This is a genomic window from Rhodococcus sp. Leaf278, assembly GCF_001426085.1.
Classification (GTDB): Bacteria; Actinomycetota; Actinomycetes; order Mycobacteriales; family Mycobacteriaceae; genus Rhodococcoides.
Genome location: NZ_LMRR01000001.1, coordinates 183,645 through 209,257, shown reverse-complemented (window position 1 = coordinate 209,257; position 25,613 = coordinate 183,645). Strand labels below are relative to the sequence as shown.

The window sequence follows — 25,613 nt, the reverse complement described above, 5'->3', positions numbered from 1 at the left end:
AGGGTCCGGGGCAGGTTCAGCGAACGACCAGCTCAACCCGCCATCTTCTCGTACAGGCGCTCCACGTCGGCGTCGGACCAACCCGGCGGATCGAGGATGTCGGCCCACATGCGCACCGCGTCGGCCCCGTAGCTGTGGCCGTGACCGTCGTCGACGTCGGTGGAGAAAACCTGGTCGAAGGTCAACTGCCAGAACGTGACGAACGGGAACCACTGCACGCCAGGGTCGACGTCGGCACCGCGTGGTTCGCGCAGCCAGTCGGGTCGGCCCAGAATCAGATCTGGCGACCACCACACGATGGGGTCGGATGCGTGCTGCCAGTACACGATTCGCGGCTCTTCCCACGGACCGCCGATGTCGAGGTCACCGGAAGACCCGGCGAAACGCACGTGTTCGCCGCTGTCGACGACAGGCAGGATCTCGCGGGAACCGGCGTCACGTCCACCGGTGATGCGTGCCCACTGCGGAGTGAAATTCGGATTGCCGACCCACAGGGCACCGTCGATGCGCGCGATCATGTCCTGGGCACCACTGAAGGCGTCCTGCCCGCCGTAGGCACCGAGGCTCTCGCCGAAGAGCACCAACTTGGGTCGTGCATCTTCCGGAAGCTCGCTCCACACCGCGTAGATCGCCTCGAAGAGGGCTCGTCCGGCATCCTGCGGGGTCTGACGGTCGGCCAGAAATGCCATCGGGCTCGGCAGGAACGAATACTGCATCGACGCGATCGCCGAATTGCCGTCGTACAGATACTCCAAAGGTCCAGCCACGGATTCGTTGACCCACCCACGTCCGGTGGTGGTCGCGACACCGAGCACGGCCCGCGAGAATGCGTCGGTACGTTCGAGTTCGGCCACCACCCGCTCTGCGACGCCCTCGACCGTGTCGGCGGACTCGACGCCGGCGTACACGCGAATCGGTTGCACTGCAGGCCTTCCGGTGAAGTCACCGATCTCGTCGGGCGATGCTCCCGAGACCACGAACCGCCTCCCCTCCTGCCCCAGCGACTCCCATTCCTCGTTCGAGGCATCCGATCCCGAAAGTTCCTCTTCCGTAGGTTTTTCCACTCCATCGTGGTTGCCGCGATCGGCAGTCGATGCCGACTTCTCCGCGACGGCCACAATGCCGCGAATCAGCGCACCGTTGACGGCGAACACCACCAGCAGCGCAACCACGATCACGCTGGCGATCCTCGCCACCGGCCTCGGCACGTATTGCTTTCCCCGTCGAGTCAACGCACGGGTTGCTCGCCGCAGCAGGCGTCCGAGAGCGAGCACGGCCACGGCCACCACCGAAGAGAGCACCAGCACCGCGATGTACAGGGGTCTGCCGGCGTCCTCCACTCCGACCAGCCTGCGGACGATCTGCTGCCACCACGAACCGAGGATGAGGAACAGCGGAATCACCACCACCGCAGCCGCGGCCAACGCCCACCACCCGCGTCGACGCCACTGCTCCGACCAGTCCGGTGACACTCCGCAGAGCCGGACCACCCAGGCGATGAGGCATCCCACGCCGTACCCGATCGCGACACTGATTCCGGTGGCCACTGCCTGCAGATACCACACACGGGGCAGGAGAGACGGAGTCATCGACAGCGCGAAGAACACCAAGGCGAAGAAGATCCCCACCGGATGTAGTGCGCGGCAGTACCGACCTGCTCGTGACTCGCGCCAATACGAACGAATCGAGGTCGACCGCTGTGTGGTCACCAATCGATCGTATTGGCCCGCCGACTGGGCCGCACCCGCTTCGACGTGCAAGCATTCAACGCATGAGTGTTCTGGTCTGCTTTCACGCACATCCCGACGACGAAGTGTTCGGTACAGGCGGGGTGATGCGTCTGGCTGCCGATGCCGGCCATCGCGTCGTACTCGTCACGGCAACCGACGGTGCCCTCGGAGAATTTCCGGACGGGATCCTCACCGACGGCGAGACACTGGCCGAGCGCCGACGCATCGAGCTGGATCGTTCGGCCGCCGTTCTGGGGGTGGACCGCATCGTTCGATTGCACTACGCCGATTCCGGCATGGCGGGCACAGCCGAAAATGCGAATCCGGAAGCCTTCTGCAACGTCGACGTCGACACCGCCGCGAAGCGTTTGGCCGAGGTCCTGCGCGAGGAGCAGGCCGACGTCGTCACCATCTACGACCCGAACGGTGGCTACGGCCACCCCGACCACATTCAGGTGCACGTCGTCGGCAAGCGCGCCACCGAGATCGCCGAGACCCGGAACGTGTACGAGACCACGACCAACCGCGACCACATGCGCCGGCTGATGGAGGCGAACCCGCACTGGGGCGAGGAGGCGTCACCGCCGGACATGGAGACGTTCGGACTGCCGGAAACCGAGATCACCACGGTGGTCGACGTGTCCAGCGTGATCGCGGCGAAACGGGCAGCCATGGAGGCGCACGAGACTCAGGTCGGCGATTTCGGTCCGTTTCTGAAGATGCCCATCGAACAACTCACCACCGCCTTCGGCACCGAATGGTTCAGGAAGTTGCGCGGCAGCGGAGGCGTCGGCCTGACGGAGACGTCACTGCCGCTGTGACACCACGAAAGCTGTGACACCACGCGGCACATGACAGGTGACGCAAGCGCGACGTACGCAGCGTGCAAGCGGTCGGGGCGATCGTTGTCCCATGACCACACCAGCTATCGAGGCAGACGGCCTCGTCAAGACATTCGGTAAGCAACGCGCGGTCGACGGCGTCAGCCTGACCGTCCCCACTGGGGCGGTCTACGGCGTCCTCGGTCCCAACGGAGCAGGCAAGACCACAACGGTCCGCATGCTCGCCACCCTGCTTCGACCCGACGGCGGCTCGGCCCGCGTTTTCGGCCGAGACGTCGTCGCCGACGCCACCGCGGTCCGGTCTCTCGTCGGCGTCACCGGTCAGTACGCCTCGGTGGACGAGGATCTCACCGCGACCGAAAACCTCGTCGTGTTCTCCCGACTCCTCGGCCTCAGCCGACGCGCCAGCAAAGCCAAAGCCGTCGAACTGCTCGAGGAATTCGGACTGACGGACGCGGCGTCGCGACCGCTGAAGTTGTTCTCCGGCGGCATGCGTCGACGCCTCGATCTGGCCGCGAGTCTGATCTCGGCACCGCCACTGCTGTTCCTCGACGAGCCGACCACCGGTCTCGATCCCCGCACCCGAGCCCAGATGTGGGACACCATCCGTCGGCTCGTCGCGCAGGGCTCGACAGTTCTACTGACCACTCAGTACCTCGACGAGGCCGACCAACTGTGCGATCGAATCGCCGTCATCGATCACGGCCGCGTGATCGCCGACGACACCGCCGACGGGCTCAAGTCCTCGGTAGGGACTTCCGCGCTGTCACTGACTCTCACGGACCGACACCAGATCGACGACGCTCGAGCTCTGGTCGCGAAGCAACTGGGCACAGACGTGTCGGTCAGCCCCGAGTCCGCTCGTCTGACCGCACCCATGACCGACACATCGATCACCCCCGACATCTTGATTCGCTTGCGCGACTTCGGCATCGACGTCAGTGAAATCACCGTCACCAAACCCAGCCTGGACGAGGTCTTCCTGACCCTCACCGGCAAGAGCGCAGACGAGGACGCAGCATGACCACTACTCTCACTCCGCAATCGTCGACGTACGTCGACCCCGCCGACCGTCCGGTCGTCCGACACATCGGCCTGGCCCGCACCGCCGCCCAGTCCGTCACCATGGGATATCGCGGGCTGCTCAAGCTTCGCCACAATCCCGAGCAACTCACCGATGTGGTGCTGCTACCGGTGATCTTCACCCTGATGTTCAGCTACATATTCGGCGGCGCGGTGGCCGGCGACGTCACGTCCTACCTACCGATGATCGTGCCTGGAATCCTGGTGCAAACGGTCATCACCGGCTCCGTCGTTACCGGCACACAGCTGCGAGAAGATATGGACAAGGGCGTCTTCGACCGATTCCGCTCTCTTCCGATCGCCCGAATCTCCCCGCTTGCCGGAGCATTGATGGCCGACGTCATCCGCTACTTGATCGCCGCGGTCGTCTGTTTCCTCACCGGGTTCGCGATGGGTTACCACCCCGCAGGTGGCGCACTCGGCCTCGCCGGAGCCGTCCTGCTGGTGATGTTCTGCGCCTGGGCGATCAGTTGGATCTTTGCGCTGCTGGGCACCCTGATGAGCAAAGCTTCATCGGTCCAGGGCATCTCGATGCTGGTGCTGTTCCCACTGACCTTCCTGTCCAACGCCTTCGTCGACACCTCCACGATGCCGAACTGGCTGCAGACATTCGCCGACGTCAACCCCGTCTCACACCTGGTGACGGCGGTCCGAGAGCTGGCGAACAACGGGCACTTCGGTATTCACGTCGTGTACTCACTCGTCGGTGCCGTGGTCATCGTCGCCATCTTCGCCCCACTGACCGTCAAGTCGTACATGCGCAAGGCCTAGGACAACGGAAGCGAACTCAAAATTTCCTGCAGTGCAGCATGTCTGGTGATACCAGCAGCCCGCGCGATACCGGCATCGACCGTAGGGTCACCGACAACCGCGCGGGCTGCGGCCACGTGCCGATCGATGCGCATCGACGGAAAATCCTGGCGACCCACCGCCCGGTCCGACGCGGCCAGCAACCGAACTCCGCGTCCGCGGTCCCCGCACTGCACCTCGAAGGACCCCACCGCACACGCAACAGCACCCAGCATGGGAATGTCGTAGAAACCTCCCGGCACCAATGCATCCCACGGCGTGCGCACCAGCTCCCCCACCGCCTCGCGCATATCCCTTGCACGACCGTGCAATACATGCGCTCCGACGGCCGCGCACACCAGAATCGTCATGAACGGATCGCTCGCGTCCTGCGACGGCCAGCCCCCGATGGCCAGTGCTTCCCGAAATTGCGCCAAACCTCGTTCGACGTGACCGTCTTCCACATCCGCCGCTGCCCGAGCCGCGGTCAGCGACGCAGACGTCGACTGCTGCTGCGCACGATCCCACCGAGCGCCGGAATCGTGGGCAGGACCCCGTTCAGCGGTGTCACCGGAATTGCCCGGGCTCCAGTCCTGTGCCATACCTCCCGACGCCAATTCCTCCACCAGCGCCCGCCCCTCGTCCACCCGACCCGCGCCGATCAGAGCCATTGCCAGGAAGGTTCGGGTTTGCATGCTCTCCTCGTAGGCATGCATCGCCCACATGACATCGGCGGAGGTTCGGTAGTACTGGGCGGCCGTGGCTTGATCACCTGCCAAGCCGTAGGAGCTGGCAAGTGTTTGCGAGGTGGACCCCACTGCCCACAGGTCACCGCGACTACGCGCGATGGCGAGAGCGCGCTCACCGTCTCGAATCGACTCGTGCAATCGCCCCGAATTCTGTGCCAGCATCGCGCGAACCACGTACGCGTTGCAGCGAACATCGTCGTACTCGGAGCGAGTGGCGAGAGCCAGTTTTCGCGCCAAACCCTGACCCCCGATGTGGTGCACGAGCACCTCGGCATTGAACCGCAACCCCGGTGCGATGAAGGTTCTGTGGCGCAACAGATTTCGTAGATCGACTCGGACTCGAGCTACTCGACGCAGTTGTCGTCCGTACGCGAAATGCGCCGCCAGAACCAGCATGCACATGACGGCGTTGTCGTCGGGTGTCTCGGCGATCCCGCGGCGAATACTGCTCTGCACCCGGTCGGCCCAGTTCAGCACCTCGGAATGCGCGCCGCGCATGGCCCAGAAGTAGCCCAGTACCGAGAAAAGAGTGCAGACGTGCTCCGAAATATCATGCGCGAAAGAATGTCTCATCATGGAGAGCAGGTTGTCGTGCTCCGCCTCGAGCAGCAGAACCATCTCCGCCGGACGCCCACCGGCATAGCCCGCGGAAATCCTCGTCGACACTGCAGTCGACCAGGCTCGCAGGCGTAGGGCGACCTGCTCGTCCTCCCCGCTGGCGTTCAGCTGCTCCTCGCCGTACTCGCGGACGGTCTCGAGCATGTGGTAGCGCACGCCCGTAGACGTCTCGGCAACGGCCAGCATGGACTGATTCACCAGACCGTCGAGCGCAAACGACACATCCTCGACCTCGGACCATTCCGCCACCGTTCGCGCCGCGTCGAGATCGAAGCCCGCAGGAAAACGACAGAGCCGGCGAAGAGTTGCCTGCTCTGTGCCGTCGAGCAGATTCCAACTCCAGTCGATGACTGCGTGCAGGGTTCGATGACGTTCCGGACGGGTTCGGTCCGTCGATCGCAGCAGCGCGAATCGTTTGTGCAACCGACTGCCGATGTCCTCCACACTCATCGACTTCACTCGCGCTGCAGCCAGCTCGATAGCCAGGGGCAGGCCGTCCAGAGTGCGACACAGAGCCGCGACCGCGTCGGGTTCGAGTCGTACAGACGGGCGAACAGCGCGAGCTCTGATACAAAAGAGCTCTGTTGCAGGCGAATTCGGGCCGAGAATGCCTAGCGAGGGCAGCGGAAACACCGATTCGGCCGTCGACCCCATCGGCGAACGAGAGGTCGCCAATACCGTCACCAGATCCGTTGCGGCCACCAGCTCGTCCACGACTGCCGCCACCTCGTCGATCACGTGCTCGCAGTTGTCGAGGATCAACAAGCCTCGGCGGGTCGAGAAGACGTCGACCAGACGCTCGTGAATCGAGTGCACCCGGGCGACCTGAAGACTGCCGACAGTGAAATCCGCCTCGGTCAATCCGAGGGTGGCTCCGATCGCCGAGGCGACGTCCTCGCCACTGCGCAGCGATGCCAACTCCACGAACGCCACCGGCATCGAATCGGCAGCTCGATGGCCCAGGGCATGCGCGATGCGTGTCTTGCCCGCGCCGCCAGGACCGAGGACGGTGGTGACGCGAGAGGTGCGCAGCAGTTCTTCGATCGCATCGATGTCGTCGCCTCGACCGATCAAGGCATTGGGCGCGGCACGAAGACCGATGGTCTGTAGCACCTTCGGAGCGTCGTGGCCGAGAATTTCGGCATTCAGTGCAGTCGTCGCCGACGACGGATCGGTTCCCAACCGTCGAGCGAGATCGGTACGCAATTCCGCGAACACCGCCAGCGCGTCGTTGGGTCGGCCGACACCGTGCAGCGCGCGCATGAGGTCGGCGGCAGCGCGCTCGTCTGTTGGATCCTCGGCCGCGCGAGCCTGCGCATACGGCAGGGCATCGCCGAACCTTTGCAGACCGAGGAGGGCCGCGACCCGAAGTGATTTCAGAGCCGTCCCCACCGCGTCGGCCTCGACCCGAACGGAGTCGATTGGGTCACCGCGCCACAGACCGAGGGCTTCGACCACCAGGTCGAGTGCATCCTGGAAGTGCTCCTGAGCGAGGCAGCCCTCCGCGCCTCGGAGCAGAGCGCGGGCCCGGCCGAGATCGACGTCCTCGGTACTCAGAACCAACCGATATCCCCCTGGGCCACTCTCGACAGCGCCGCTGGGCAGTGCCGATCGCAGCCGGGAGATCTGGGTCTGCAGAGCATTCTTCGGCGATCGGGGAGGCTCTTCGGGCCACACCTGCTCGATGAGCGCCAGCGAAGAACGCGCCCGCCCCGGATCCAGCGCCAACGCCACCAGCAGAGCTTGCGCCCGTGTACCCGACAGTGGCACGGCATTGCCGTCGATCACGGTGGTGACGACGCCGAGAATCCCCACCACCGGAAGTCCGGCCGTGAGGTGCGTCGTCTCGGGATACGCGATGTCGTTGGGCACTGTCTCCGATCGTAGGCCGCGAGGCCGAACCCCTCGAATTGACGTTTGGATTGTTTTGAGACCCTAACCAAACCGTGAGACGGTAGAGTGGCCTCGTCGCGTGCCCAGAAGGCGCGCACTGTGTACCTGATTCCCGTCATCGAATCGGAGAGGCCGGAGAAGCGATGCGTTCGTCCGTGGGTGTGTCACTGGGCACATGCGGCATCCGCACTGCCCGAACCACCGAAGACGGCACCTGGACCGATGGCACCCCGTTCGACGACTGGCAGCTCTCCCCCTCCGCCGAGGACGTCGCGCGGATGGTCCGCGGCATCGTCGATCGGCCCGACGCACCGCAGTCCTTGGGCGTCGCCCACCGCACCCCCGCCGAACGGGAACAGATTGCCGCGGCGTTAGCCGAGGAGTACGTCTCCGACGTCCACCTCATCGACGAGACCGATGCTGCGCTCGAGTACCTGCGCCCAGGCCTGCCCACCCACCACCGAACGATCGCGTTGTTCGACGCGGGCGAGACCGGCGTGGACATCGACATCGTCGACGTCGAATCGGGCCGCTCCTACGGCTCGACCCGAACCACGGCGATCAGCGGCGCGTCGTTCGATGCGGTGGTCCGCGAGCACATTCTGGGCCTCGGCATAGTGCGGGAGCCACACACCCACGACGAGGACGCTGCCCTGACGGCATTCTGCCGGGGAATCAAGGAAGCGCTGTCCTCCCACCAGACCACCAGCACACCCGACGGCGAGCACGTGCTCCTCGAACGGCACATCTTCGAGCTGTCGATTGCGCGCTCCACCGAGCAGGCCGCCGCGACGGTGCGCCAACTCGGTCTCGAGGCCGAGTTCTATCCCGACGCGGTCGTCGCGATCGGTGGAACATCCAATGTTCCGCTGGTCCGGGCCACGCTGGAACGCTTTCTGCAGCTCCCGGTCATCGTCCCGGACCGGCCCGAGCTGGTGGTCGCCGGTGGCGCGGCCGTGCACGCCACCCGCGTGGACGCGGCCCACGTGCCGCCCCTCGTCTCACACCGACCGGCATTGACGCGACTGGCCATGATCGCGCTGCCGATCGTCGGCGTCATCGCGGTCATCGGGCTGTTCACCGCGCTCGGGTCCAGCGAGGGGGACCAACCGCTGAGCACGCCCGCCAGCGTCGGCGAGCGCGTTTCACAGACCACATCGCCCGCGGCCGGCAACACGACGACCTCGACCTCGACTTCGGCTTCGACCTCGGCACCCACGCCGGACGTGCCGCCGCCGGCCCCTACGACGACCGCCGCGCCGGCACCCGCGGCCGACCCGGCCCCGTATGTTCAGTACCAACCGCACTACTACCCACCGGCACCTGCACCCGCTCCCACGGTGCCGCTGCCGCAGATTCCCGGCGTCCAGATGCCGGTCATTCCCTTGCCGGTATTGCCGCGCCTGCCGTTCTGACCGGCCGCGTCCTCACCCGTCGAACACATACGGAAAGATCGTCGCTCATGGCCACCACTGCGCAATGGATCGAAGGTGCGCGACCGCGCACACTCCCGAATGCGATCGCTCCCGTCCTCGTCGGTACCGGTGCAGCTGTGTCACTGGACGCCGGAGTGTGGTGGAAGGCGCTGCTGGCCCTGATCGTCTCGCTGGCCCTGATCGTCGGCGTCAATTTCGCCAACGACTACTCGGATGGAATCCGCGGCACCGATGACGATCGAGTCGGACCTTTGCGACTGGTCGGCTCCAAGGCGGCCTCCGCAGTCGCGGTCAAAAGGGCCGCCATCGGCTGCTTCGCCGTCGGTGCGGTGGCCGGATTGGTGTTGGCTGCCACAAGTGCCTGGTGGTTGGTCGTCGTAGGACTGATTTGCATTGCCGGTGCCTGGTACTACACCGGCGGCTCGAAACCGTACGGCTACAGCGGATTCGGCGAGATCGCAGTATTCGTGTTCTTCGGGCTCGTCGCGGTTCTCGGCACGCAGTTCGTGCAAGCCGAGCAGATCGACTGGGCCGGCGTGCTGGCCGCGGTGGCCGTCGGATCGTTCTCGAGCGCGGTACTCGTCGCCAACAACTTGCGAGACATCCCCACCGATACCGAATCCGGAAAGCTCACGCTCGCAGTGCGACTGGGTGACACTCGCACTCGCTACCTGCATCTCGCATTGCTGGTGGTGCCGTTCGCGATGACAGTGGTTCTCATTGCCCGAACTCCGTGGGCCCTGGTGGGCTTGCTGGCACTCCCCTTCGCCGCCCGCGCGAACTCCCCGGTACGCAAGGGTGCCCACGGGTTCGAATTGATTCCCGCACTGCGCGATTCGGGCTTGGCGATGCTCGTCTGGGGAGCGAGCACGGGTGTTGCGTTGGCCTTCGCCTGACGCTTGTTCGCCTAACGCTTCTCGGGCACGAACGCGCCGAGTAGGAAGTTCACGATCGAGATGATGATCGCGCCCCAGAACGCAGCCGCGAATCCGACGATCTCGAGACCGTAGCCGGTCTGCGACGACAACCAACCCGTCAACAGCAGCATCAGCGCATTGATCACGAGAGTGAACAGTCCGAGAGTCAGAATCAGCAACGGTAGCGACAGCAGCTTCACCATCGGCTTGATGAACGCGTTGACGATCGTGAGCACGGCCGCGATACCGAGCAGCACCACGATGTCCCACCCGTCACCGCGACCCGAACTGGTGACGGTGATCCCGTCGACGAATTCCTTGGCGACCCAAATGGCAACAGCGTTGATCACGAGCCTGATCAGAAAGTTCATGGCCGCCATCGTAGGGTTCGCGGCGTTGGGCGGCTACGGCGCGCGAACGAGCAGCGCTCATCTCAGCCGGAGCCGGGGATGCTCGCGTCGCTCAGTGATCCACGGCGATGTCGACGAACACTCGCCCGCGATCGTCGCGGGTCGCCTTCGCGAAGCCTGTGTACCGAACTCCACCCAGGTCGACGTCGACCCGACTGCCATCGTTCATGAAGTTTCGCCACCAGTTCTTCTTGTCGGGAATCGCAACCCCGATCTTCAGGTGGTCACCTTTCCGGCTGATCGCGACCGGCAGTGAGATCTTCTTGCCGGACTTTCGGCCGGTGTAGGTCAAGATGCCCATCGACCGCCCGAGCACCCTGTCGAGTACAGGTGCCTTCATCAGAACCATGAAGACTTTGTTGAACGCTGCCGCCGACTTCTGAAATGTGTTCATCAAGCCCACCTCCGAGATCACTCCCCGCACTTGATGGCGAGCGTAGCCCCCCGGGTTCATGTCGACGGGGGGCTCACTGCGACGACAGACCGATCTCCATCGACTCGGCGAGAGTGGTCAAGGACTCGAGAACACGGGTCCGTTGCGCACCCGGTGCGTCGAACACTCGTCCATGAGCATCGAGTTCGCGAGGGAAGACCTCGTCGACAACGCGCTTTCGCCGATCGGTCGGGGTGATCGAGGCCCTGAAGGCCGTCCACCAGGGCCGGAGAATGTGTCGGTGCCTTGGTCTACGCTCGTGGCAACGAGGTCGAATACGTGTTCGATCTTCTGTCGCTGGGGGGTGACATGGGGCTACGAAAAGTGGCGTGGGTGACCGAGCACCACTCTGCGCTGACCGACGTTCTGGGCGCGCGCCGCGCTGTCAACGCTTCCGTGGCGTCGGAACTTGCATTCATGGACGAGTACGTCCGCAGCCGAACGGCTTCCGCATCTCCGTGGGACTCCGGGGTGACCGAGAAAGACTTGTACAGCTCGGCGATCTGTGAACTGGCGGCGGCGCTGTCGTCCACCTTCGCCGCTGTGAACAACAAGCTGCAGATGTGGCGTCAGCTTCGCCCTCTCGTACGGCAGGGTTTCATCGACGGCGCGCTCGATCTGGAGCGAGTCAGGACGATCCACGATCATCTGCTTCATGCCCGGCCGGAGACAGTCGTCGCTCTGGAGTCCGAAATACTCAAAGCCGCCAAGGAGATGGCTCCGGGTACCTTGGGTCGCGAGATCGACCGACTGCTCATCGAGGCCGACGCCGACTGGGACCGCGCGGTGCGCAAGCATGCTGCGCGCACCGAGAAGCGAATCCGCCTTCGTCGCCGGGCGCGCGGGCTGTCGAGCCTGACCACGCTGATGACCGACGGCGAGGCCGACGAACAGCTTTCGCGGATCGACGCCGAGGTCACGCGCCTGCACCCGGAGGATCCGCGTTCGGACGACCAACGGCGAGGCGACGCGCAGACTGCATTGATGCGGGGGGAGGCGCTGCTGTGCGAGTGCCCCACGTGCCAGGTGTCTCGCGAAGATGTGACGGATCAGAAAGTTCCTGATGCGCACGAGCACGGGATTCCGAGCTCGGAGACAGTCGAGCCCTCGGGCACAGAGTGCGACGCCGCCGATGAAACATCAAGCGACAGTTCGAGTCCCACTGCAAAGAGAATGGCACCGGCCGTGCCTCCACCCAAACCTGCTGCGCCCGATGCTGCAGACCCAGATACAGTGCCGCGCTCGCGGCCGGGCGGAGGAACGCTGATCGAACGGTGGCGTGCCATCGTCGGGGACGACCCCATCGGCGTCCATGCCTTGTACCCCGACGGCCATGGGGGCATGAAACTTCCGCCTCCGGGCGCACTGAGCTACGCGCCCAGTCGAGCACTTTCGGCTCGAGTTCGTGCCGAACAGCCGTACTGCCTTCATCCTGGCTGCAACGTGCCTTCGGAACGTTGCGACCTCGACCACATCGTCGAATTCGACAGACAACAACCCGAGAAAGGCGGCTGGACGATCTTCACGAACATCGGTCCGCGCTGTCGGCTCCACCACAACCTCAAAACGCGGAAGCTGTGGCGCACCGAACTACTCCCGGAAGGAGTCCTACACATAGTCGATCCACTCGGAAATCACTACTTCACCCCGCCAGCCCTGTGAAAATGAATCACCTAGGGTTGATTCGGTGAGCACCGCAAATCTGACCCGGACCGAAACTCGCAGGCGATCCCGACACATCGACGGGGTGAAGTATCTCGTCCATCTGAATCTCCTGCGGGCCGAAGACATGGATGTCGATACCTTCGAGACGGTCACGACGATCGAGTTCGACGCCACCACCGCCGCGACATGGGTCGACTTCATCGGTGCCGCTGTCGATGAGGTCACCGTCAACGGCACCGACTGTCAGGTCGATTACGACGGCGCTCGCATCCAGCTGATCGGACTCACCGAGCACAACACCGTTCGGATACGTGCACGCGGCCGATACAGCAGGTCGGGTGAAGGGCTGCACCGGTTCGTCGACCCCGCCGACGACAGCGTGTACCTCTACACCCAATACGAGCCGGCCGATGCGCGCCGAGTGTTCGCAAACTTCGAGCAGCCGGACCTCAAGGCCTCGTTCACGCTGACGGTCACGGCACCATCGACGTGGACGGTCTTGTCCAACCGCGCGGGGGTCACCGACGACACAGTCACTACGTTCGCCCCGACCCTGCCCATATCGACCTACATCACCGCGGTCGCGGCCGGGCCGTATCACGGCGTCGAATCATCATGGACGCGAGGCGAACTGACCGTTCCCCTCGGCGCATACTGCCGAGCCTCACTCGCCGAACATTTCGACGCCGAGGACATCTTCGACATCACGAAGCGAGGCCTGGACTTCTTCCACGACAAGTTCGACTATCCGTACCCGTTCGGTAAGTACGACCAGATCTTCGTGCCCGAGTACAACCTCGGTGCGATGGAGAACCCAGGGCTCGTCACGTTCACCGAATCGTACGTATTCCGTTCGGCGGCAACCGAAGCCCAGTACGAGGGTCGTGCCAACACGATTTTGCACGAGATGGCGCACATGTGGTTCGGCGATCTCGTCACGATGCAGTGGTGGGACGATCTGTGGCTCAAGGAGTCGTTCGCGGACTACATGGGTGCCTACGCGTCGGCCGAGGCCACTCGTTTCACCGATGCCTGGGTCAGTTTCGCGAACCGCCGAAAAGCCTGGGCCTATCTGCAGGATCAACTCCCCACCACTCATCCGATCGTTGCCGACATCACCGATCTCGAGGCCGCCAAGCTCAACTTCGACGGCATCACCTACGCCAAGGGCGCGAGCGTGCTCAAACAATTGGGAGCATTCGTCGGTGCCGATGCCTTCTTCGCGTCCTCTCGCAACTATTTCCGTACCCACGCCTACGGCAACACGACTCTGACGGATCTGCTGACCGAGATGTCCACCGCCAGCGGGCGCGATCTCGACACCTGGGCGGCCGCGTGGCTGCAGACCACCGGCGTGTCCACCCTGTCCTATACGGGTGATGCCATCGAACAGACGGATCCGCGTCCGCACCGCATTGCCGTCGGACTCTACAACCTGGACGAGGACGGAAATCTGACGCGAACGCACCGCCGTGAACTCGACATCACCGAGGCGCGAACACCGGTCGACTTCGACGATGCCGCACTGGTTCTGCTCAACGACGACGATCTGACCTACGCCAAGATCCGATTCGACGAGCGCTCCACCGCCACCGTGCGGGCTCACCTCGACCGCATCGTCGACCCACTCGCGCGAGGGCTCGTGTGGTCTGCGCTGTGGAACTCCACCCGTGACGGCGAGCTCTCACCACTCGAATACATCGATATCGCAACCAGATTCGCGCCCAACGAGCCCAAGATCGGCCTTCTCTCCGCGGTCACGGCCAACGTGGCTTACACCCTCGAGCACTACCTCCCCGAGGATCTGCGGGACGAACCCACCCGGCAATGGCTGCAGGCGTCGTGGGCGCAACTGCAGTCGAGCGAACCCGGGAGTGACGCACAGTTGGTGTGGGCGCGTGCTGTCGCATCGACTGCGCCGCTCGACGACTTCTTGGCGGAGGATCTGCGCTCGCTTCTCGATGGAACTCTCACCATCGCGGGGCTGCGACTCGATCCTGATCTCCGCTGGGCATTCTGGCTGGCACTCGCCGCCACCGGCCACGCGACTACCGACGACCTCGATCGTGAACTGGCCTCGGACGACACCTCGTCGGGGCGCACCGCTCATACTGCGGCGTCGACGGCGATACCCGACGCCGCGGTCAAGGCGAGCGCGTGGTCCGCCGTCACCGAACGCGAGGACATCTCCAACGATGTGCTCGACGCGTTCATCACCGGCTTCGGGGCGGGTCACCGACCGGACCTCACTCAGCCCTACGACGTCCGATACTTCGAGTCCATTTCGTCGTTGTGGACCTCACGCAGTATCGAGATCGCACGTCGAATCGTCGTCCGCCTGTTCCCGCAGCAGTCGTCGACCGACACCGCGGACGCGTGGCTCGCCGACCACGAATGGGCACCTGCTGCGCTACGGCGGTTGGTGATCGAGCAGCGAGACCACCTGGCCCGGAGTCTGCGCGTCCAGGCCCGGCTAGGGTGACGAACATGCCCGATCACGATGCTCGACGGTCGATTGCCACTTCTGCTCTCGCCGCAGGTGGCTTGCTCGGCGGCTTCGCCGTAGCCCGGCAATCGGGCAACCGGCAGTTCGGCGGAGCCGTCCTTGCGGCGGTCGGGGTTGCGTGCACAGCGCAGTGGCAGAAGTCGTCGGGCTCGGCTCGCGCCGGCGCACTGCTCGGCACCTACCTCGTCGCGTTCGGCGCATCGCACCCGCTTGCGAAGAAGATCGGTGCGTGGCCGGCTGTGGGCACGGTCGCCGCTGCAACTGCGGTGGCATCGTTGGTGGTGAGCAGGTAGGTCTACCGAACGCCGAATCAGAACGCTCCGGTACGAATGAACGTTTCGAGAGTGGCGGTCGGTTCGTCGAGATCCATGCCTTGGTCCGCGACCCAGGTGTCGTCGAAGTACGTCTGCGAGTACCGATCTCCACCGTCACACAGCAACGTCACCACGCTGCCGCGTCGACCTGCGGCGATCATCTCCGCGATCAATCCGAAGGCTCCCCAGATGTTGGTGCCCGTCGATCCGCCCACCCGCTTTCCGAGTGCCTCCGAGGTGAATCTCGCAGCGGCGACCGATGCGGCATCGGGAACGGCGATCATGCGGTCGATCACCTGGCCGACGAACGACGGTTCGACGCGCGGTCGTCCGATGCCCTCGATGCGGGAGGACAAGCCGGTCTCGAATCCTGCGTCGCCGGTCTCGTAACCACCGATGAACGCCGAATTCTCTGGGTCCACCACAGCCAGTTGCGTTGCGTGCCTGCGATATCGGATATAGCGACCGATTGTTGCGCTCGTTCCACCGGTCCCTGCGCCCACCACCACCCAATCGGGAACGGGGCATTCCTCGAGCTGGAGTTGCTCGAAGATCGACTCGGCGATGTTGTTGTTGCCGCGCCAGTCGGTAGCTCGCTCCGCATGGGTGAACTGGTCCATGTAGTGGGAGTCCGGTTCGGCCGCGAGCCTGTGCGCCTCGGTGTACATCTCGCCCGGTCGATCGACGAAATGGCAACTCCCACCATGAGACTCGATGAGCGCAACCTTGGCCGGGCTGGTGCTCCGCGGCATCACTGCGACGAACTTCAGGCCCAGCAATCGAGCGAAATACGCCTCACTGACGGCAGTTGAGCCCGACGATGCCTCGATCACCGTCGTACGCTCGGTGACCCACCCGTTGCAAATCGCGTAGAGGAACAGGGACCGAGCCAGCCGATGCTTCAGGCTGCCGGTGATGTGGGTGGACTCGTCTTTGAGATATAGCGAAATTCCCCAAGCCGGTGGCAGGGGGTAACGCAACAAGTGCGTGTCGGCACTGCGCTGCGAATCGGCCTCGATCAACCGGACTGCATTGTCGACCCATGTTCGCGATGCCGAGTGATCGACCGTTGCGGTCATTTCTTGCCGTCTTCACCACGCAGCTTCGACTGAAGGTCCGCACGCGCGGTGCGCCGGTCCTCGTCGACTGCTGCGATGGACTCGTTGACGCGGATCCTCATCTTCTTGAACAGAAGCAGCGACAGTGGCAATGAGATGAGCACTGCGAAAATCGCGGCGACGAGAACCGGAACCTCCACACCGAACAGTAAACCGACGCCGACGATGACCACAGCGATCACGATGACGAGCGCCAGCCGCGCAAAGGTATAAACGCCGAGGTTCACGGCGAGGGACTTCTTGGCCGACCTAGCTGGAACGGCATTTCCGCTGCTCGGTTCGCTGCTGTCGGCATTCGTCGCTTCACTCACGGCCTCCAGGTTACCGGGCTGGCCGGGCATTCCGACCCGCCCCTGCAGTGACCGATTTGTCCATTACCTCCCCTTTACCAACCTTGTATCAGTCGAGTACCTAGGGGTTCGAGTGCAACCATGGGCTTCGAACGCAGCAGACCGATATCTCCGATTCGTTGCACATGCGACGAACCGCACCGTAGGAGGACACGACAGATGAGCGCACCCACATTCCACAAGGCTCAGGACTCACTGCTCACGCCGGGTCAGGTAGCCGCGCTTTTTCACGTCGACCCCAAGACCGTGACTCGGTGGGCACATGCCGGACGCCTCGGATCGCTACGCACTCCCGGTGGGCATCGTCGATTCCGTGAGACCGAGGTCATGCAGCTGCTGACCTCCCTGACGACAGAAGCCGGCGCACACCACTGATTCGGACGCCTGCGTAACCGAAACACGCGCAATATCCGCACCTGGAAGAACTCATCGAACATTCTCAGGAATCTTGGACGCTCGACGGGTGCGGAGCTTGTTGCATCGCGGCTACCCTCGTAGGAGGAGGTGCGTCGTGATCTATCTATTGGCGTTGATCGGCTTGGTGGCAGTAGTGGTTCTGTTCTGGAAGGCCTTCGGACCCAGCGCAGGTGCTGCACCGACCCGCACAGTCGGACCCGATGACGATCCCGATTTTCTTTGGCGAATCAATCGTGAAGCTCGCCGTGGCGGGAAAGACGGAACCGAGGCCGGCACCGAACCGACCGAGTAGAGGTTCGGCAGTTTCAACTGGGGTCAGAGGCGGTGGGCGAGTCCGGAAACCCGGCCGCTACCGCCGCCGCCACTTCCAGAAGCGCGGTGCGAGTACGTCCGTGCAAGCGGTCCAGCTCGATTTCCGCACCTTCCTCGAGATGCGGGTCGAAGGGAATCGTCAGTACATGGGCACATCGCTGCTCGAAGTGCTCGATGACCCTCTGCAAGTCGACTTTTCCCGCTCTGGGTCTGACTCCGTTGACCACGGCTACCGACGTGGCCACCAACGTGCGATACCCGTGCGCATCCAGCCAGTCCAACGTCGCCGACGCGCTCCGGGCACCGTCCACCGATGCCGAGCTGACGACCACCAGAGTGTCGGTGCCTTCGAGAATGCTCTCCATGGCCGAATGCATCAAGCCGGTTCCACAATCGGTGATCACGATGCTGTAGAACTTTTCCAACATGGCGACCGCTCGGTCGTAGTCTTCGCCGCTGAACGCCTCCGACGCAGCCGGATCCGAATCGGATGCCAACACCTCCAATCGGTTGGCATTCTGCGACGTGTAGGCACGCACATCGCTGTAGCGGTCCACAGAATCTATGTCACGCAACAAGTTTCGGACGGTTGCAGTTGTTTCGCAGGGAACCTTCTGCCCCAGTGTTCCGCGGTCGGGGTTGGCATCGATCGCGATCACTCGATCACCGCGGATGTGGGCGAACGTCGAGCCGAGCGTCGCGGTGGTGGTCGTTTTGCCGACACCGCCTTTCAGTGAGAGCACCGCGACGCGATAGCACCCCACCAGTGTCCGATCCACCTGTGCGGTCAGCTCGAGCCGACGCTGCTGCGCGGCGCTGTTACCGACATCGATGCGGCCGCCGGACATCACATACAACGCCCGACGCCACCCGGAAACCGGTGGCACATTTGCCGATCGGACGAGCAACGAGTTGCCGAGATCGCGCGCGGAGACCGGCTGCAGCATGGCACGATCGGCGGGCAGGCCCTGACCGACCGCCACTACCTGGGGAACCAGAACCGGCGGGTCGACCGCGCCGCGTTGCTGCGTCTGCTGCGGCGACGGCGGCACCTGACCCGGTGGGTGCGGCGGGTGCGGTGCGGTGGGATACGGAGGCTGCGGCCACTGACCTGGCTGCGCTGACCACTGATTCTGTGGACCCCACTGACCCTGCGGACCCCAATGACCCTGTGGCCCACCCTGCCCGTAAGGCGGCATCTGCCCCGGAGGTGCCATCTGTCCTCGCGGGACCCAATTGTTCTGCGGCGGCGCTTGGTTCTGCGGCATCCGCTGTCCAGGCGGAGGTGGCCCCGACGGTCCTGGAGGACTCTGGATCGGCCTCGGCTCGGCCGGTGGAACGACGGGCATCGTCGCCGCTCTACCACTGGTGCTCTCCGCCACCGAACCGACAACCGCCACCTCACCGACGACCGCCGGCTCACCGACACCCGCCACCTCACCGACACCCGGACCCGTATGAGGCGCGTCTGGGCTGATGACTTCGGGATCGACTGTCGACACAGCCGCAGGTTCAGAGGGAACCGGCGGCGGAATGGGCACGGCCTCGGGTGGCGCTACCGGTAGCTTGTCCGCGCTCTCGGGCGGCATAGCGATAGGTATCGAACGGAACGGTTCCCGCTGCACCGCGGGCTTCGCGTCAGGGACCGGCGCAGTGTCGACGGCTACTGCAGGAGCAGGAGGCTCTCCATTCACCACCAGGTCCGGACTGCGGTCGTCAGGCACATCGTCGTCCAACGGTCGGACGGGTTGCCAATTGTTCTCATGCCGATCGGCCATGACCGAATCCCCCCAGTTCGCGTCCTACATCCGTGAATCCGGCTCGGATGTCTCCCCCATCGAGCCGGATCGGACGCTACCAGCTGAGCGGCCTGCGCAGAGGCCGAGTGCTAGTTCAGGCCTGCGTAGCTGTGCAGCCCCGAGACCACCATGTTGATGATGAACAGGTTGAACAGCATGGCGGTGAATCCGGCAACGTTGATCCACGCGGCGCGGGTGTTCCGCCAGCCGGAGGTGGCGCGAGCGTGCAGGTAGGCGGCGTAGATGATCCAGGTGATGAACGACATCGTTTCTTTGGGGTCCCAGCCCCAGAAGCGTCCCCATGCAGCCTCGGCCCAGATCGCGCCGAGGATGACGCCTGCACCGAAGAGTGGGAACGCGACGATGGTCGTCTTGTACGCGAGTCGGTCGAGGGCTTGGGCGTCGGGCAGCTTGGATGCGAATTTGCCCCAGAACCCGATGCTTTCTTCACCGAGGGGCTGCTTGATGCGCAGCAGGAACAGCAGGGACGCCACGCCGGAGACCAACAGGATGCCGCTGCCGACGCTGACGATGGTGACGTGGATGGGCAGCCAGTACGAGCGCAGTGCCGGGACGACCGGGGCGGCGTCGGCGTAGAGCTTGGTGGCGGCGAAGAACATCAGCACGATGATCGGTGCGAGAACGAACACCAGCATCGGACGCATGACCTTCTTACGCAGGGCGATCACCGAGGTCAGAGCGGCGGCTGCGGTGGCCATGGTGACGAACTCGTACATGTTGCCGAGCGGGAAGCGGTGCGTGGCGAACCCGCGCAGCACCACCGCGGTGACGTGCAGGAGGAGGGCCGGCGCGAGCAATGCGAAGCCCATGCCTGCCAGACGTTCGGAGAGCGGACGCTTCGGCGCTTCGGTGACGCGACCCGGCCGGGTCTCGACCACCGGGGCACCTGCGCCGACGAGTTCCTTGGCCTGGGCAGCCGTGGCTTTGGCTGACGCGTACTGAGCGATGAGCAGGACGAATGCGAGCACGTAGATGGTGAACGCTGATTCGAACGACCAGTCGCTGTACTGCGAGAGGGTCTCATTGATCGGCATCGGTCAGTTCTCCTGTTTCGAGGTGTCGCCGAGCAGGCGGGTGCACAGGCGGTCGAACTCTTCGCCCCACCCCGCCTGATCGGTGCGTGCAAGTCCGCCGAGGTCTACTACAGTACGTCGTGCCTGAGTGTCGGCAGTGAGCCGGACCCAGATTCTGCGACGCTTGATCACCAGTGAGACGAGCAGGCCGCCCATCATCGTGAGTGCGAAGACGAGCACCCAGGTCTGGGCCGGGTCGTGCGAGACCTGGAGGTTGACGAACTCCTTCGCCCCGTCGAACGTGACGACGGTGCCGTCGCTCAGCGTCGCGGACTCTCCCGGCATCAGGTTGACGCGATCCTGCTTGACCAACCGACCCTGGGCGATCATTTCCTGATCGAGCGAGAAGATGGACTGCGGTAGTCCGGTGTCGAGTCCGGTGTCGCCCTTGTAGATGTCGATCGCGACGGCGGGGTCGTTCATGGCCGGGAAGCTCGACGACAGCAGGCTGCCGTGGAACGACGCCGTCGGTGCGAACAGTCCCTCGATGGCGATCTGGTTCTTCCGGCGATCCAACGCATCGGGATACAAACCGCCGGGCGGGTCGACGCGAAGTACGCCACTGGACAGGAAGGTCGTGGCGTCCGTGGGTTGCCACTGGATGGTGTCGGTGCGGGTCTCACCGTTGGGGAACGTCACGGTGAATGTCGGTGCGTAGCCGTGCCCCTGCAGGTAGACGCGGTCGCCTGCCACGCGCAACGGGTGGTTGACCTGAAGCTGATCGTCGCGCCACACGTTGTTGGTCAGGTCGTCGCCTGCCTGATATTCGATGTTGGAGGTGAACATCTCGGCTTGGCCGTTGTCCAGGTAGTCGGCCTGAAAGTCCTTGACGCGGACGCACAGTGGCTCGAGCTCGGTGCCGTCGACGAGGTTGCCCGCCCGGAACGAGTCGTAGTTGGCGGGTGTGGAAGTGCAGAATCCGGGGCCGTCGTCGGCGATGACGATGCGGTTTCCCTCGTAGCCGAGCAGCTTGCCCATGGCGATCGCGGCCAACAGCCCGACGAGCGAGAGGTGGAAGACGAGGTTTCCGAGTTCGCGAACGTAGCCCTTCTCCGCCGAGAGCGTCACTGCTCCGCCGTCCTCGGATCGCTGGGCCACGCGCCAACCGCGAAGCTGAGCACGCACCTGCCCGGCGATGTCCTCGGGTGTGCCGTCGACCTCGTACCGACTGTGGTGCGGCAGCCGCGAGAGATTGCGGGGCGCGCGAACAGGCTTGGTACGCAACTGCTTTGCGTGCTCGATGCACCGCGGCAGGATGCAGCCGATCAACGAGACGAACAACAGGGCGTAGATCGCGGTGAACCAGAAGCTGCCGAAGACGTCGAACAGCTCGAACTTGTCCATGATCGGACCGAGAGTCGGACGGTCGGCGATGTACTCGTCGACCTTGCCCGCGTTGAGACTGCGCTGCGGCACCAGGGCACCGGGCACCGCGGCGAACGCCAGCAGGAACAGCAGTACCAGCGCGGTGCGCATGCTGGTCAGCCCACGCCAGGTGTTGCGGACCAGGGCCACTCCCCTGCCCATGACCGACTGCTTGTGGGGCGGCGACGCCTCGGTGCGCTCTTCGGTGTCGGCGGTCATATCGGCAACACCACATCGGAGACGAAGGCGTCGCGCACCCAACCGACGAACTGATCCCAGGCACCGGTGACCAGTGCAATTCCTACCGCTATCAACATGATTCCGCCGAATACCTGTATCTGTCGTGCGTGTGTACGTAGCCAGCCGACGCCTCGAAGCGCACTGACCGAACCGAACGCGAGGATCACGAACGGCAGTCCCAGACCGAGGCAATACGCCACGATCAGCACGACGCCGCGCGCTGCCGTCGCACCGTCGGTGCCTGCGGCGAGCGAGATGACGCCTGCGAGTGTCGGCCCGAGGCACGGGGTCCACCCGAGTGCGAACACGCCGCCGAGCAACGGCGCGCCGGCCAGTGAACCGATCTGCTTCGGCTCGAAGCGCACGTCGCGTTGCAGCGCAGGGATCAGTCCGACGAACACCAGTCCCATGGCGATGGTGACGACGCCACCGATGCGCATGAGCAGCTCGCGGTTGATCGCCAGCACCGAGATGGCCCCGAACACCGACGCCGTGGCGAGGACGAACACCACGGTGAATCCGAGCACGAACAGTCCCGCCGCTCCGGCTACTCGAACCCGGCCGTTGCGCACCTTCGTCTTGACGGCAGCTTCGTCGGCACTGACGGCCGGGGCGTCGGCCCCGACGACTCCGGCGAGATAGGAGAGATAGCCCGGCACCAGCGGTACGACACACGGGGACGCAAAAGAGACGAGACCGGCCAGGACGCACGCTCCGAGCGCCAGGACGAGCGGCCCGGAGGCCGCGGCTTCCTGGAAACTCGCGCCGACCCCGGCAAGGTAGATCTCGTTCACGGCTGCACTGGCTCCTCGGCTGCTATCCGTTCGACGACGGGCTGCAGATCCTCGGCGAGCAGTTCACGCAGGAACACTGCGGCGACGCGGTGCTGTCGGTCGAGCACGACGGTCGTCGGAATGACGGAGGTGGGAACGCCACCGAGCGCGGTCAGGGTGCGCATCGGCGGGTCGTAGATCGAGGAGTAGGTGACGTTGTTGCTGACGACGAAATCCTGTGCGGCAGTTTGTGATTCGTCGCGCACGTTGATGCCGAGGAATTCGACACCCGAGGCCTTGGTGGCCTCGTAGACCTTCTCGAGATCGTCGGCTTCACCGCGGCAGGGGCCGCACCACTGACCCCAGACGTTGAGCACGACGACGTCACCGTCGTAGTCCGACAGCGAGGTCGTCTTGCCCTCGGTCATCAGGTCGGGCCCGGACAGTTCGCCGAGGGCACCGCGCTCGGACGGCGGATCGTAGAAGATGTCGGTCTTCCCGCCCGGCGAGACGAATTGGAAGGTACCGCCTTGAGCAACCGCGTCGGTGCCGGTCGAACAACCGGCGACGAGGGCCACAGCGGCAACCGCGAGCAGAAACCTACGCACCGGAGATCCTCGGGTCGGACGCTCCTGCAGGCTCGGAGTAGACGAGGTCGACGAGCTGGTCCCCCTCGTAGACCAGCGACGTCAGAGACGCGAGCCCGCACTGACGGTTCCGCGGGTCGTGCCAGAGCCGATCGCCCTGCAGGAAGCGGCGAAGCGTCCACACCGGGAGTTGGTGGCTGACGCAGACGGCCTCGTGCCCGACGGCCGCGACGCGGGCTGCGTTGACAGCGGCGAGCATGCGGTGGGCGATCTGCAGGTACGGCTCGCCCCAGGACGGCGTGAACGGATCGCGCAGTTTCCACCAGTGCCGTGGACGACGCAACGCTCCGTCACCGACGGCGACGCGCAGCCCCTCGAATTCGTTTCCTGCTTCGATGAGGTTCTCGTCCTCGGCGATGGTCAGGCCGTGAGCCGCCGCGATGGGTCCGGCGGTCTCCTGAGCACGCAGGAGCGGTGATGCCACGACGTGGGTGATGTCGTGGCCCGCGAGCGCGTCCGCCACTGCCTTGGCCTGCGACTGGCCGGTCACCGAGAGCTTGAAGCCAGGCAGCCGCCCGTAGAGGATGCCCTTGGGGTTGTGCACCTCGCCGTGCCGGAGGACGTGCACGATGGTGCGCGTCGTCGAGTGCGGATGTGTTGCGGGGGCCTCGGTCACGTCGGGGTCCTGTTTCTCGCTAGTCGGGTGGTCGGGGTGATCAGTGCGGTGCGGTAGCGGCTGCTGCAGCTTTCGCTGCTGCCGGGGCCGCGTCGGCGATGATCTCGAAGGCTCGGTCGTCGAGCGCGGCCGAGACGAACCAGGCCTCGAACGCGCTCGGCGGCGGGTACACACCGCGCGAGAGGAAAGCGTGGAAGAACGCCGGGTAGCGCCACGTCTGCGCGGCCTTGGCCTGCGCATAGTCGGTGACGGGTCCATCGGCGAAGAACACACTCACCATAGTGCCCGCGAACTGCACCTGATGGGTGACGCCTTCGGCGGTGAGGGCATCTCCGAGCAGCGTTCCGAGCCGGTACGAGTTCGCCTGCAACTTCTCGTAGACGGCTGCGTCGGCCAATTGCAGGCTCGTCAGACCGGCTGCGACGGCCACGGGGTTACCGCTGAGCGTGCCCGCCTGGTACACCGGTCCGGCCGGCGCGAGGTAGGCCATGATGTCCGCTCGGCCACCGAAAGCGGCAGCGGGCAGTCCACCGGACATGACCTTGCCGAAGGTGTACAGGTCGCCTGCGACACCGTCGATGCCGTACCAACCGGCGGCGCTGACGCGGAACCCGGTCATCACCTCGTCCATGATCAGCAGCGCGCCGTGCTCGGTCGCAAGACGGCGCAGCCCCTCGTTGAAGCCGGTGACCGGGGCGATCGCGCCCATGTTGCCCGCGGCGGCCTCGGTGATGATGCAGGCGATCTGGCCGGGGTTGGCCTCGAACGCGGCGGTGACGGCGGCGAGGTCGTTGTAGGGAACGACGATCGTGTCCGACGCCTGTGCGCCGGTGACTCCCGGCGAAGTGGGGAGTCCGAAGGTGGCCAGACCCGAACCGGCGTCGGCGAGGAGCGCATCGACGTGGCCGTGATAGCAGCCAGAGAACTTCAGAATCTTGGTGCGGCCGGTGAAGCCGCGAGCCAGGCGCACCGCGCTCATGGTGGCCTCTGTGCCCGAATTCACAAGGCGAACCTGGTCGACGGGGCCGACTCGACGGACGATTTCCTCGGCGAGCTCGATTTCGCGCTCGGTTGGTGCACCGAACGACAGGCCGGTTGCCGCTGCCTTCTGGACGGCTTCGACGATGGCGGGATGGGCGTGTCCGTGGATCATCGGACCCCAGGACGAGATGAGGTCGACATAGGACTTCCCGTCCGCGTCGGTCATCGTGTATCCGCTGGCCTGCGTGATGAAGCGGGGCGTTCCGCCGACCGACGCGAAGGCCCGCACAGGCGAGTTCACGCCGCCGGGGATCACCGTGCTCGCGCGAGCGAAGAGTTGGGCCGATACGGGGGCGTCGTCGCCGGTAGAAGCAGTCACGACTTCCAGTGTCCCAGGTTCGGCGAAATCGCCAACTACAGGGCGTAATAATGCGCTCGCCCGACGGCGTCGGTCAGTGTCGGTTTTCTTCGATCGGGCATGGTCACCATCGCGATAACGACGATGGCCCACATGCC

22 protein-coding genes and 1 pseudogene are annotated in these 25,613 nt (G+C 64.7%); 10 read left to right on the top strand and 13 right to left on the bottom strand.

All coding sequences use genetic code 11. From position 1 onward, the window contains the following. Nucleotides 1–32: 32 nt before the first annotated feature. Nucleotides 33–1,709, bottom strand: a complete 1,677-nt coding sequence (locus ASG84_RS01050; protein WP_235581481.1) for an alpha/beta hydrolase — start codon at nt 1,707–1,709, stop codon at nt 33–35. A gap of 62 nt (nt 1,710–1,771) precedes the next feature. On the opposite strand from ASG84_RS01050, the gene ASG84_RS01045 reads away from it, so the two are divergent. From ASG84_RS01045 to ASG84_RS01035, 3 genes and pseudogenes are all read left to right on the top strand, one after another. Then, nucleotides 1,772–2,551 (top strand): PIG-L family deacetylase, encoded by a 780-nt coding sequence (locus ASG84_RS01045; protein ID WP_057475193.1) that lies wholly within the window; start codon nt 1,772–1,774, stop codon nt 2,549–2,551. A gap of 148 nt (nt 2,552–2,699) precedes the next feature. Beyond that, nucleotides 2,700–3,596 (top strand): annotated as a pseudogene (locus tag ASG84_RS01040) (ATP-binding cassette domain-containing protein); the annotation flags it as partial. Continuing rightward, complete coding sequence (locus ASG84_RS01035; protein ID WP_057475191.1) at nt 3,593–4,426, top strand: ABC transporter permease; 834 nt, start codon at nt 3,593–3,595, stop codon at nt 4,424–4,426. The pseudogene ASG84_RS01040 and the gene ASG84_RS01035, both read left to right, overlap by 4 nt. Here the strand turns inward: ASG84_RS01035 and ASG84_RS01030 are convergent. Beyond that, entirely contained in the window at nt 4,423–7,683 is a 3,261-nt protein-coding gene (locus tag ASG84_RS01030) for a BTAD domain-containing putative transcriptional regulator (RefSeq protein ID WP_235581480.1), read from the bottom strand. The two genes, ASG84_RS01035 and ASG84_RS01030, sit on opposite strands and share 4 nt — an antisense overlap. 164 nt (nt 7,684–7,847) lie before the next feature. Between ASG84_RS01030 and ASG84_RS01025 the strand changes: the two genes are divergently transcribed. Together ASG84_RS01025 and ASG84_RS01020 are read left to right on the top strand one after the other, a co-directional pair. Further along, a complete protein-coding gene (locus tag ASG84_RS01025; RefSeq protein WP_057475190.1) occupies nt 7,848–9,119 on the top strand; it encodes an Hsp70 family protein in 1,272 nt (423 codons plus the stop codon). Nucleotides 9,120–9,166: 47 nt separating this feature from the next. After that, entirely contained in the window at nt 9,167–10,036 is an 870-nt protein-coding gene (locus tag ASG84_RS01020; protein ID WP_057475189.1) for a 1,4-dihydroxy-2-naphthoate polyprenyltransferase, read from the top strand. Between the two features lie 11 nt (nt 10,037–10,047). On the opposite strand, the gene ASG84_RS01015 is transcribed toward ASG84_RS01020, so the two are convergent. After that, nucleotides 10,048–10,428 carry a phage holin family protein gene (locus ASG84_RS01015; protein WP_057475188.1) on the bottom strand — a complete coding sequence of 127 codons (381 nt, stop codon included), beginning with the start codon at nt 10,426–10,428 and terminating at the stop codon, nt 10,048–10,050. A gap of 91 nt (nt 10,429–10,519) precedes the next feature. Continuing rightward, nucleotides 10,520–10,861 carry a nitroreductase/quinone reductase family protein gene (locus tag ASG84_RS01010; RefSeq protein ID WP_057475488.1) on the bottom strand — a complete coding sequence of 114 codons (342 nt, stop codon included), beginning with the start codon at nt 10,859–10,861 and terminating at the stop codon, nt 10,520–10,522. A 318-nt stretch (nt 10,862–11,179) separates the two neighbouring features. Here ASG84_RS01010 and ASG84_RS01005 point away from each other — a divergent pair, with 318 nt between their 5' ends. Genes ASG84_RS01005 through ASG84_RS00995 form a run of 3 tightly spaced genes read left to right on the top strand, consistent with a single transcriptional unit; the run spans nt 11,180 to nt 15,364 of the window. Further along, entirely contained in the window at nt 11,180–12,562 is a 1,383-nt protein-coding gene (locus ASG84_RS01005; RefSeq protein ID WP_235581479.1) for an HNH endonuclease signature motif containing protein, read from the top strand. Between the two features lie 25 nt (nt 12,563–12,587). Beyond that, nucleotides 12,588–15,047, top strand: a complete 2,460-nt coding sequence (pepN, locus tag ASG84_RS01000; protein WP_057475186.1) for an aminopeptidase N — start codon at nt 12,588–12,590, stop codon at nt 15,045–15,047. A gap of 5 nt (nt 15,048–15,052) precedes the next feature. Then, on the top strand, nt 15,053–15,364 hold the full coding sequence (locus ASG84_RS00995) for a hypothetical protein (protein WP_057475185.1): 312 nt from the start codon (nt 15,053–15,055) through the stop codon (nt 15,362–15,364). A gap of 17 nt (nt 15,365–15,381) precedes the next feature. On the opposite strand, the gene ASG84_RS00990 is transcribed toward ASG84_RS00995, so the two are convergent. Next, a complete protein-coding gene (locus ASG84_RS00990; protein ID WP_057475184.1) occupies nt 15,382–16,464 on the bottom strand; it encodes a PLP-dependent cysteine synthase family protein in 1,083 nt (360 codons plus the stop codon). Beyond that, nucleotides 16,461–16,844: a DUF4229 domain-containing protein gene (locus ASG84_RS00985; protein WP_082520714.1), complete on the bottom strand. Its 384-nt coding sequence runs from the start codon at nt 16,842–16,844 to the stop codon at nt 16,461–16,463. Before ASG84_RS00985 ends, ASG84_RS00990 begins: the two co-directional genes overlap by 4 nt. Before the next feature lie 168 nt (nt 16,845–17,012). Between ASG84_RS00985 and ASG84_RS00980 the strand changes: the two genes are divergently transcribed. Together ASG84_RS00980 and ASG84_RS00975 are read left to right on the top strand one after the other, a co-directional pair. Beyond that, nucleotides 17,013–17,228 carry a BldC family transcriptional regulator gene (locus ASG84_RS00980; protein ID WP_037187021.1) on the top strand — a complete coding sequence of 72 codons (216 nt, stop codon included), beginning with the start codon at nt 17,013–17,015 and terminating at the stop codon, nt 17,226–17,228. A 136-nt stretch (nt 17,229–17,364) separates the two neighbouring features. Then, nucleotides 17,365–17,562 carry a hypothetical protein gene (locus ASG84_RS00975; protein ID WP_032380405.1) on the top strand — a complete coding sequence of 66 codons (198 nt, stop codon included), beginning with the start codon at nt 17,365–17,367 and terminating at the stop codon, nt 17,560–17,562. Between the two features lie 13 nt (nt 17,563–17,575). On the opposite strand, the gene ASG84_RS00970 is transcribed toward ASG84_RS00975, so the two are convergent. The 7 genes from ASG84_RS00970 to hemL all read right to left on the bottom strand — a co-directional run bounded on the left by ASG84_RS00970 (nt 17,576) and on the right by hemL (nt 25,476). Further along, complete coding sequence (locus tag ASG84_RS00970; RefSeq protein WP_442970896.1) at nt 17,576–18,781, bottom strand: MinD/ParA family ATP-binding protein; 1,206 nt, start codon at nt 18,779–18,781, stop codon at nt 17,576–17,578. 689 nt (nt 18,782–19,470) lie between these two features. Continuing rightward, complete coding sequence (ccsB, locus tag ASG84_RS00965) at nt 19,471–20,436, bottom strand: c-type cytochrome biogenesis protein CcsB (protein ID WP_057475183.1); 966 nt, start codon at nt 20,434–20,436, stop codon at nt 19,471–19,473. Between the two features lie 3 nt (nt 20,437–20,439). Continuing rightward, entirely contained in the window at nt 20,440–22,059 is a 1,620-nt protein-coding gene (resB, locus tag ASG84_RS00960; protein ID WP_057475182.1) for a cytochrome c biogenesis protein ResB, read from the bottom strand. Further along, nucleotides 22,056–22,874, bottom strand: a complete 819-nt coding sequence (locus tag ASG84_RS00955) for a cytochrome c biogenesis CcdA family protein (protein ID WP_057475181.1) — start codon at nt 22,872–22,874, stop codon at nt 22,056–22,058. Before ASG84_RS00955 ends, resB begins: the two co-directional genes overlap by 4 nt. Beyond that, on the bottom strand, nt 22,871–23,461 hold the full coding sequence (locus tag ASG84_RS00950) for a TlpA disulfide reductase family protein (RefSeq protein ID WP_057475180.1): 591 nt from the start codon (nt 23,459–23,461) through the stop codon (nt 22,871–22,873). Before ASG84_RS00950 ends, ASG84_RS00955 begins: the two co-directional genes overlap by 4 nt. Further along, nucleotides 23,454–24,116: a histidine phosphatase family protein gene (locus ASG84_RS00945; RefSeq protein ID WP_057475179.1), complete on the bottom strand. Its 663-nt coding sequence runs from the start codon at nt 24,114–24,116 to the stop codon at nt 23,454–23,456. Before ASG84_RS00945 ends, ASG84_RS00950 begins: the two co-directional genes overlap by 8 nt. A 40-nt stretch (nt 24,117–24,156) precedes the next feature. Next, nucleotides 24,157–25,476: a glutamate-1-semialdehyde 2,1-aminomutase gene (hemL, locus tag ASG84_RS00940; protein WP_057475178.1), complete on the bottom strand. Its 1,320-nt coding sequence runs from the start codon at nt 25,474–25,476 to the stop codon at nt 24,157–24,159. Nucleotides 25,477–25,613 lie beyond the last annotated feature (137 nt).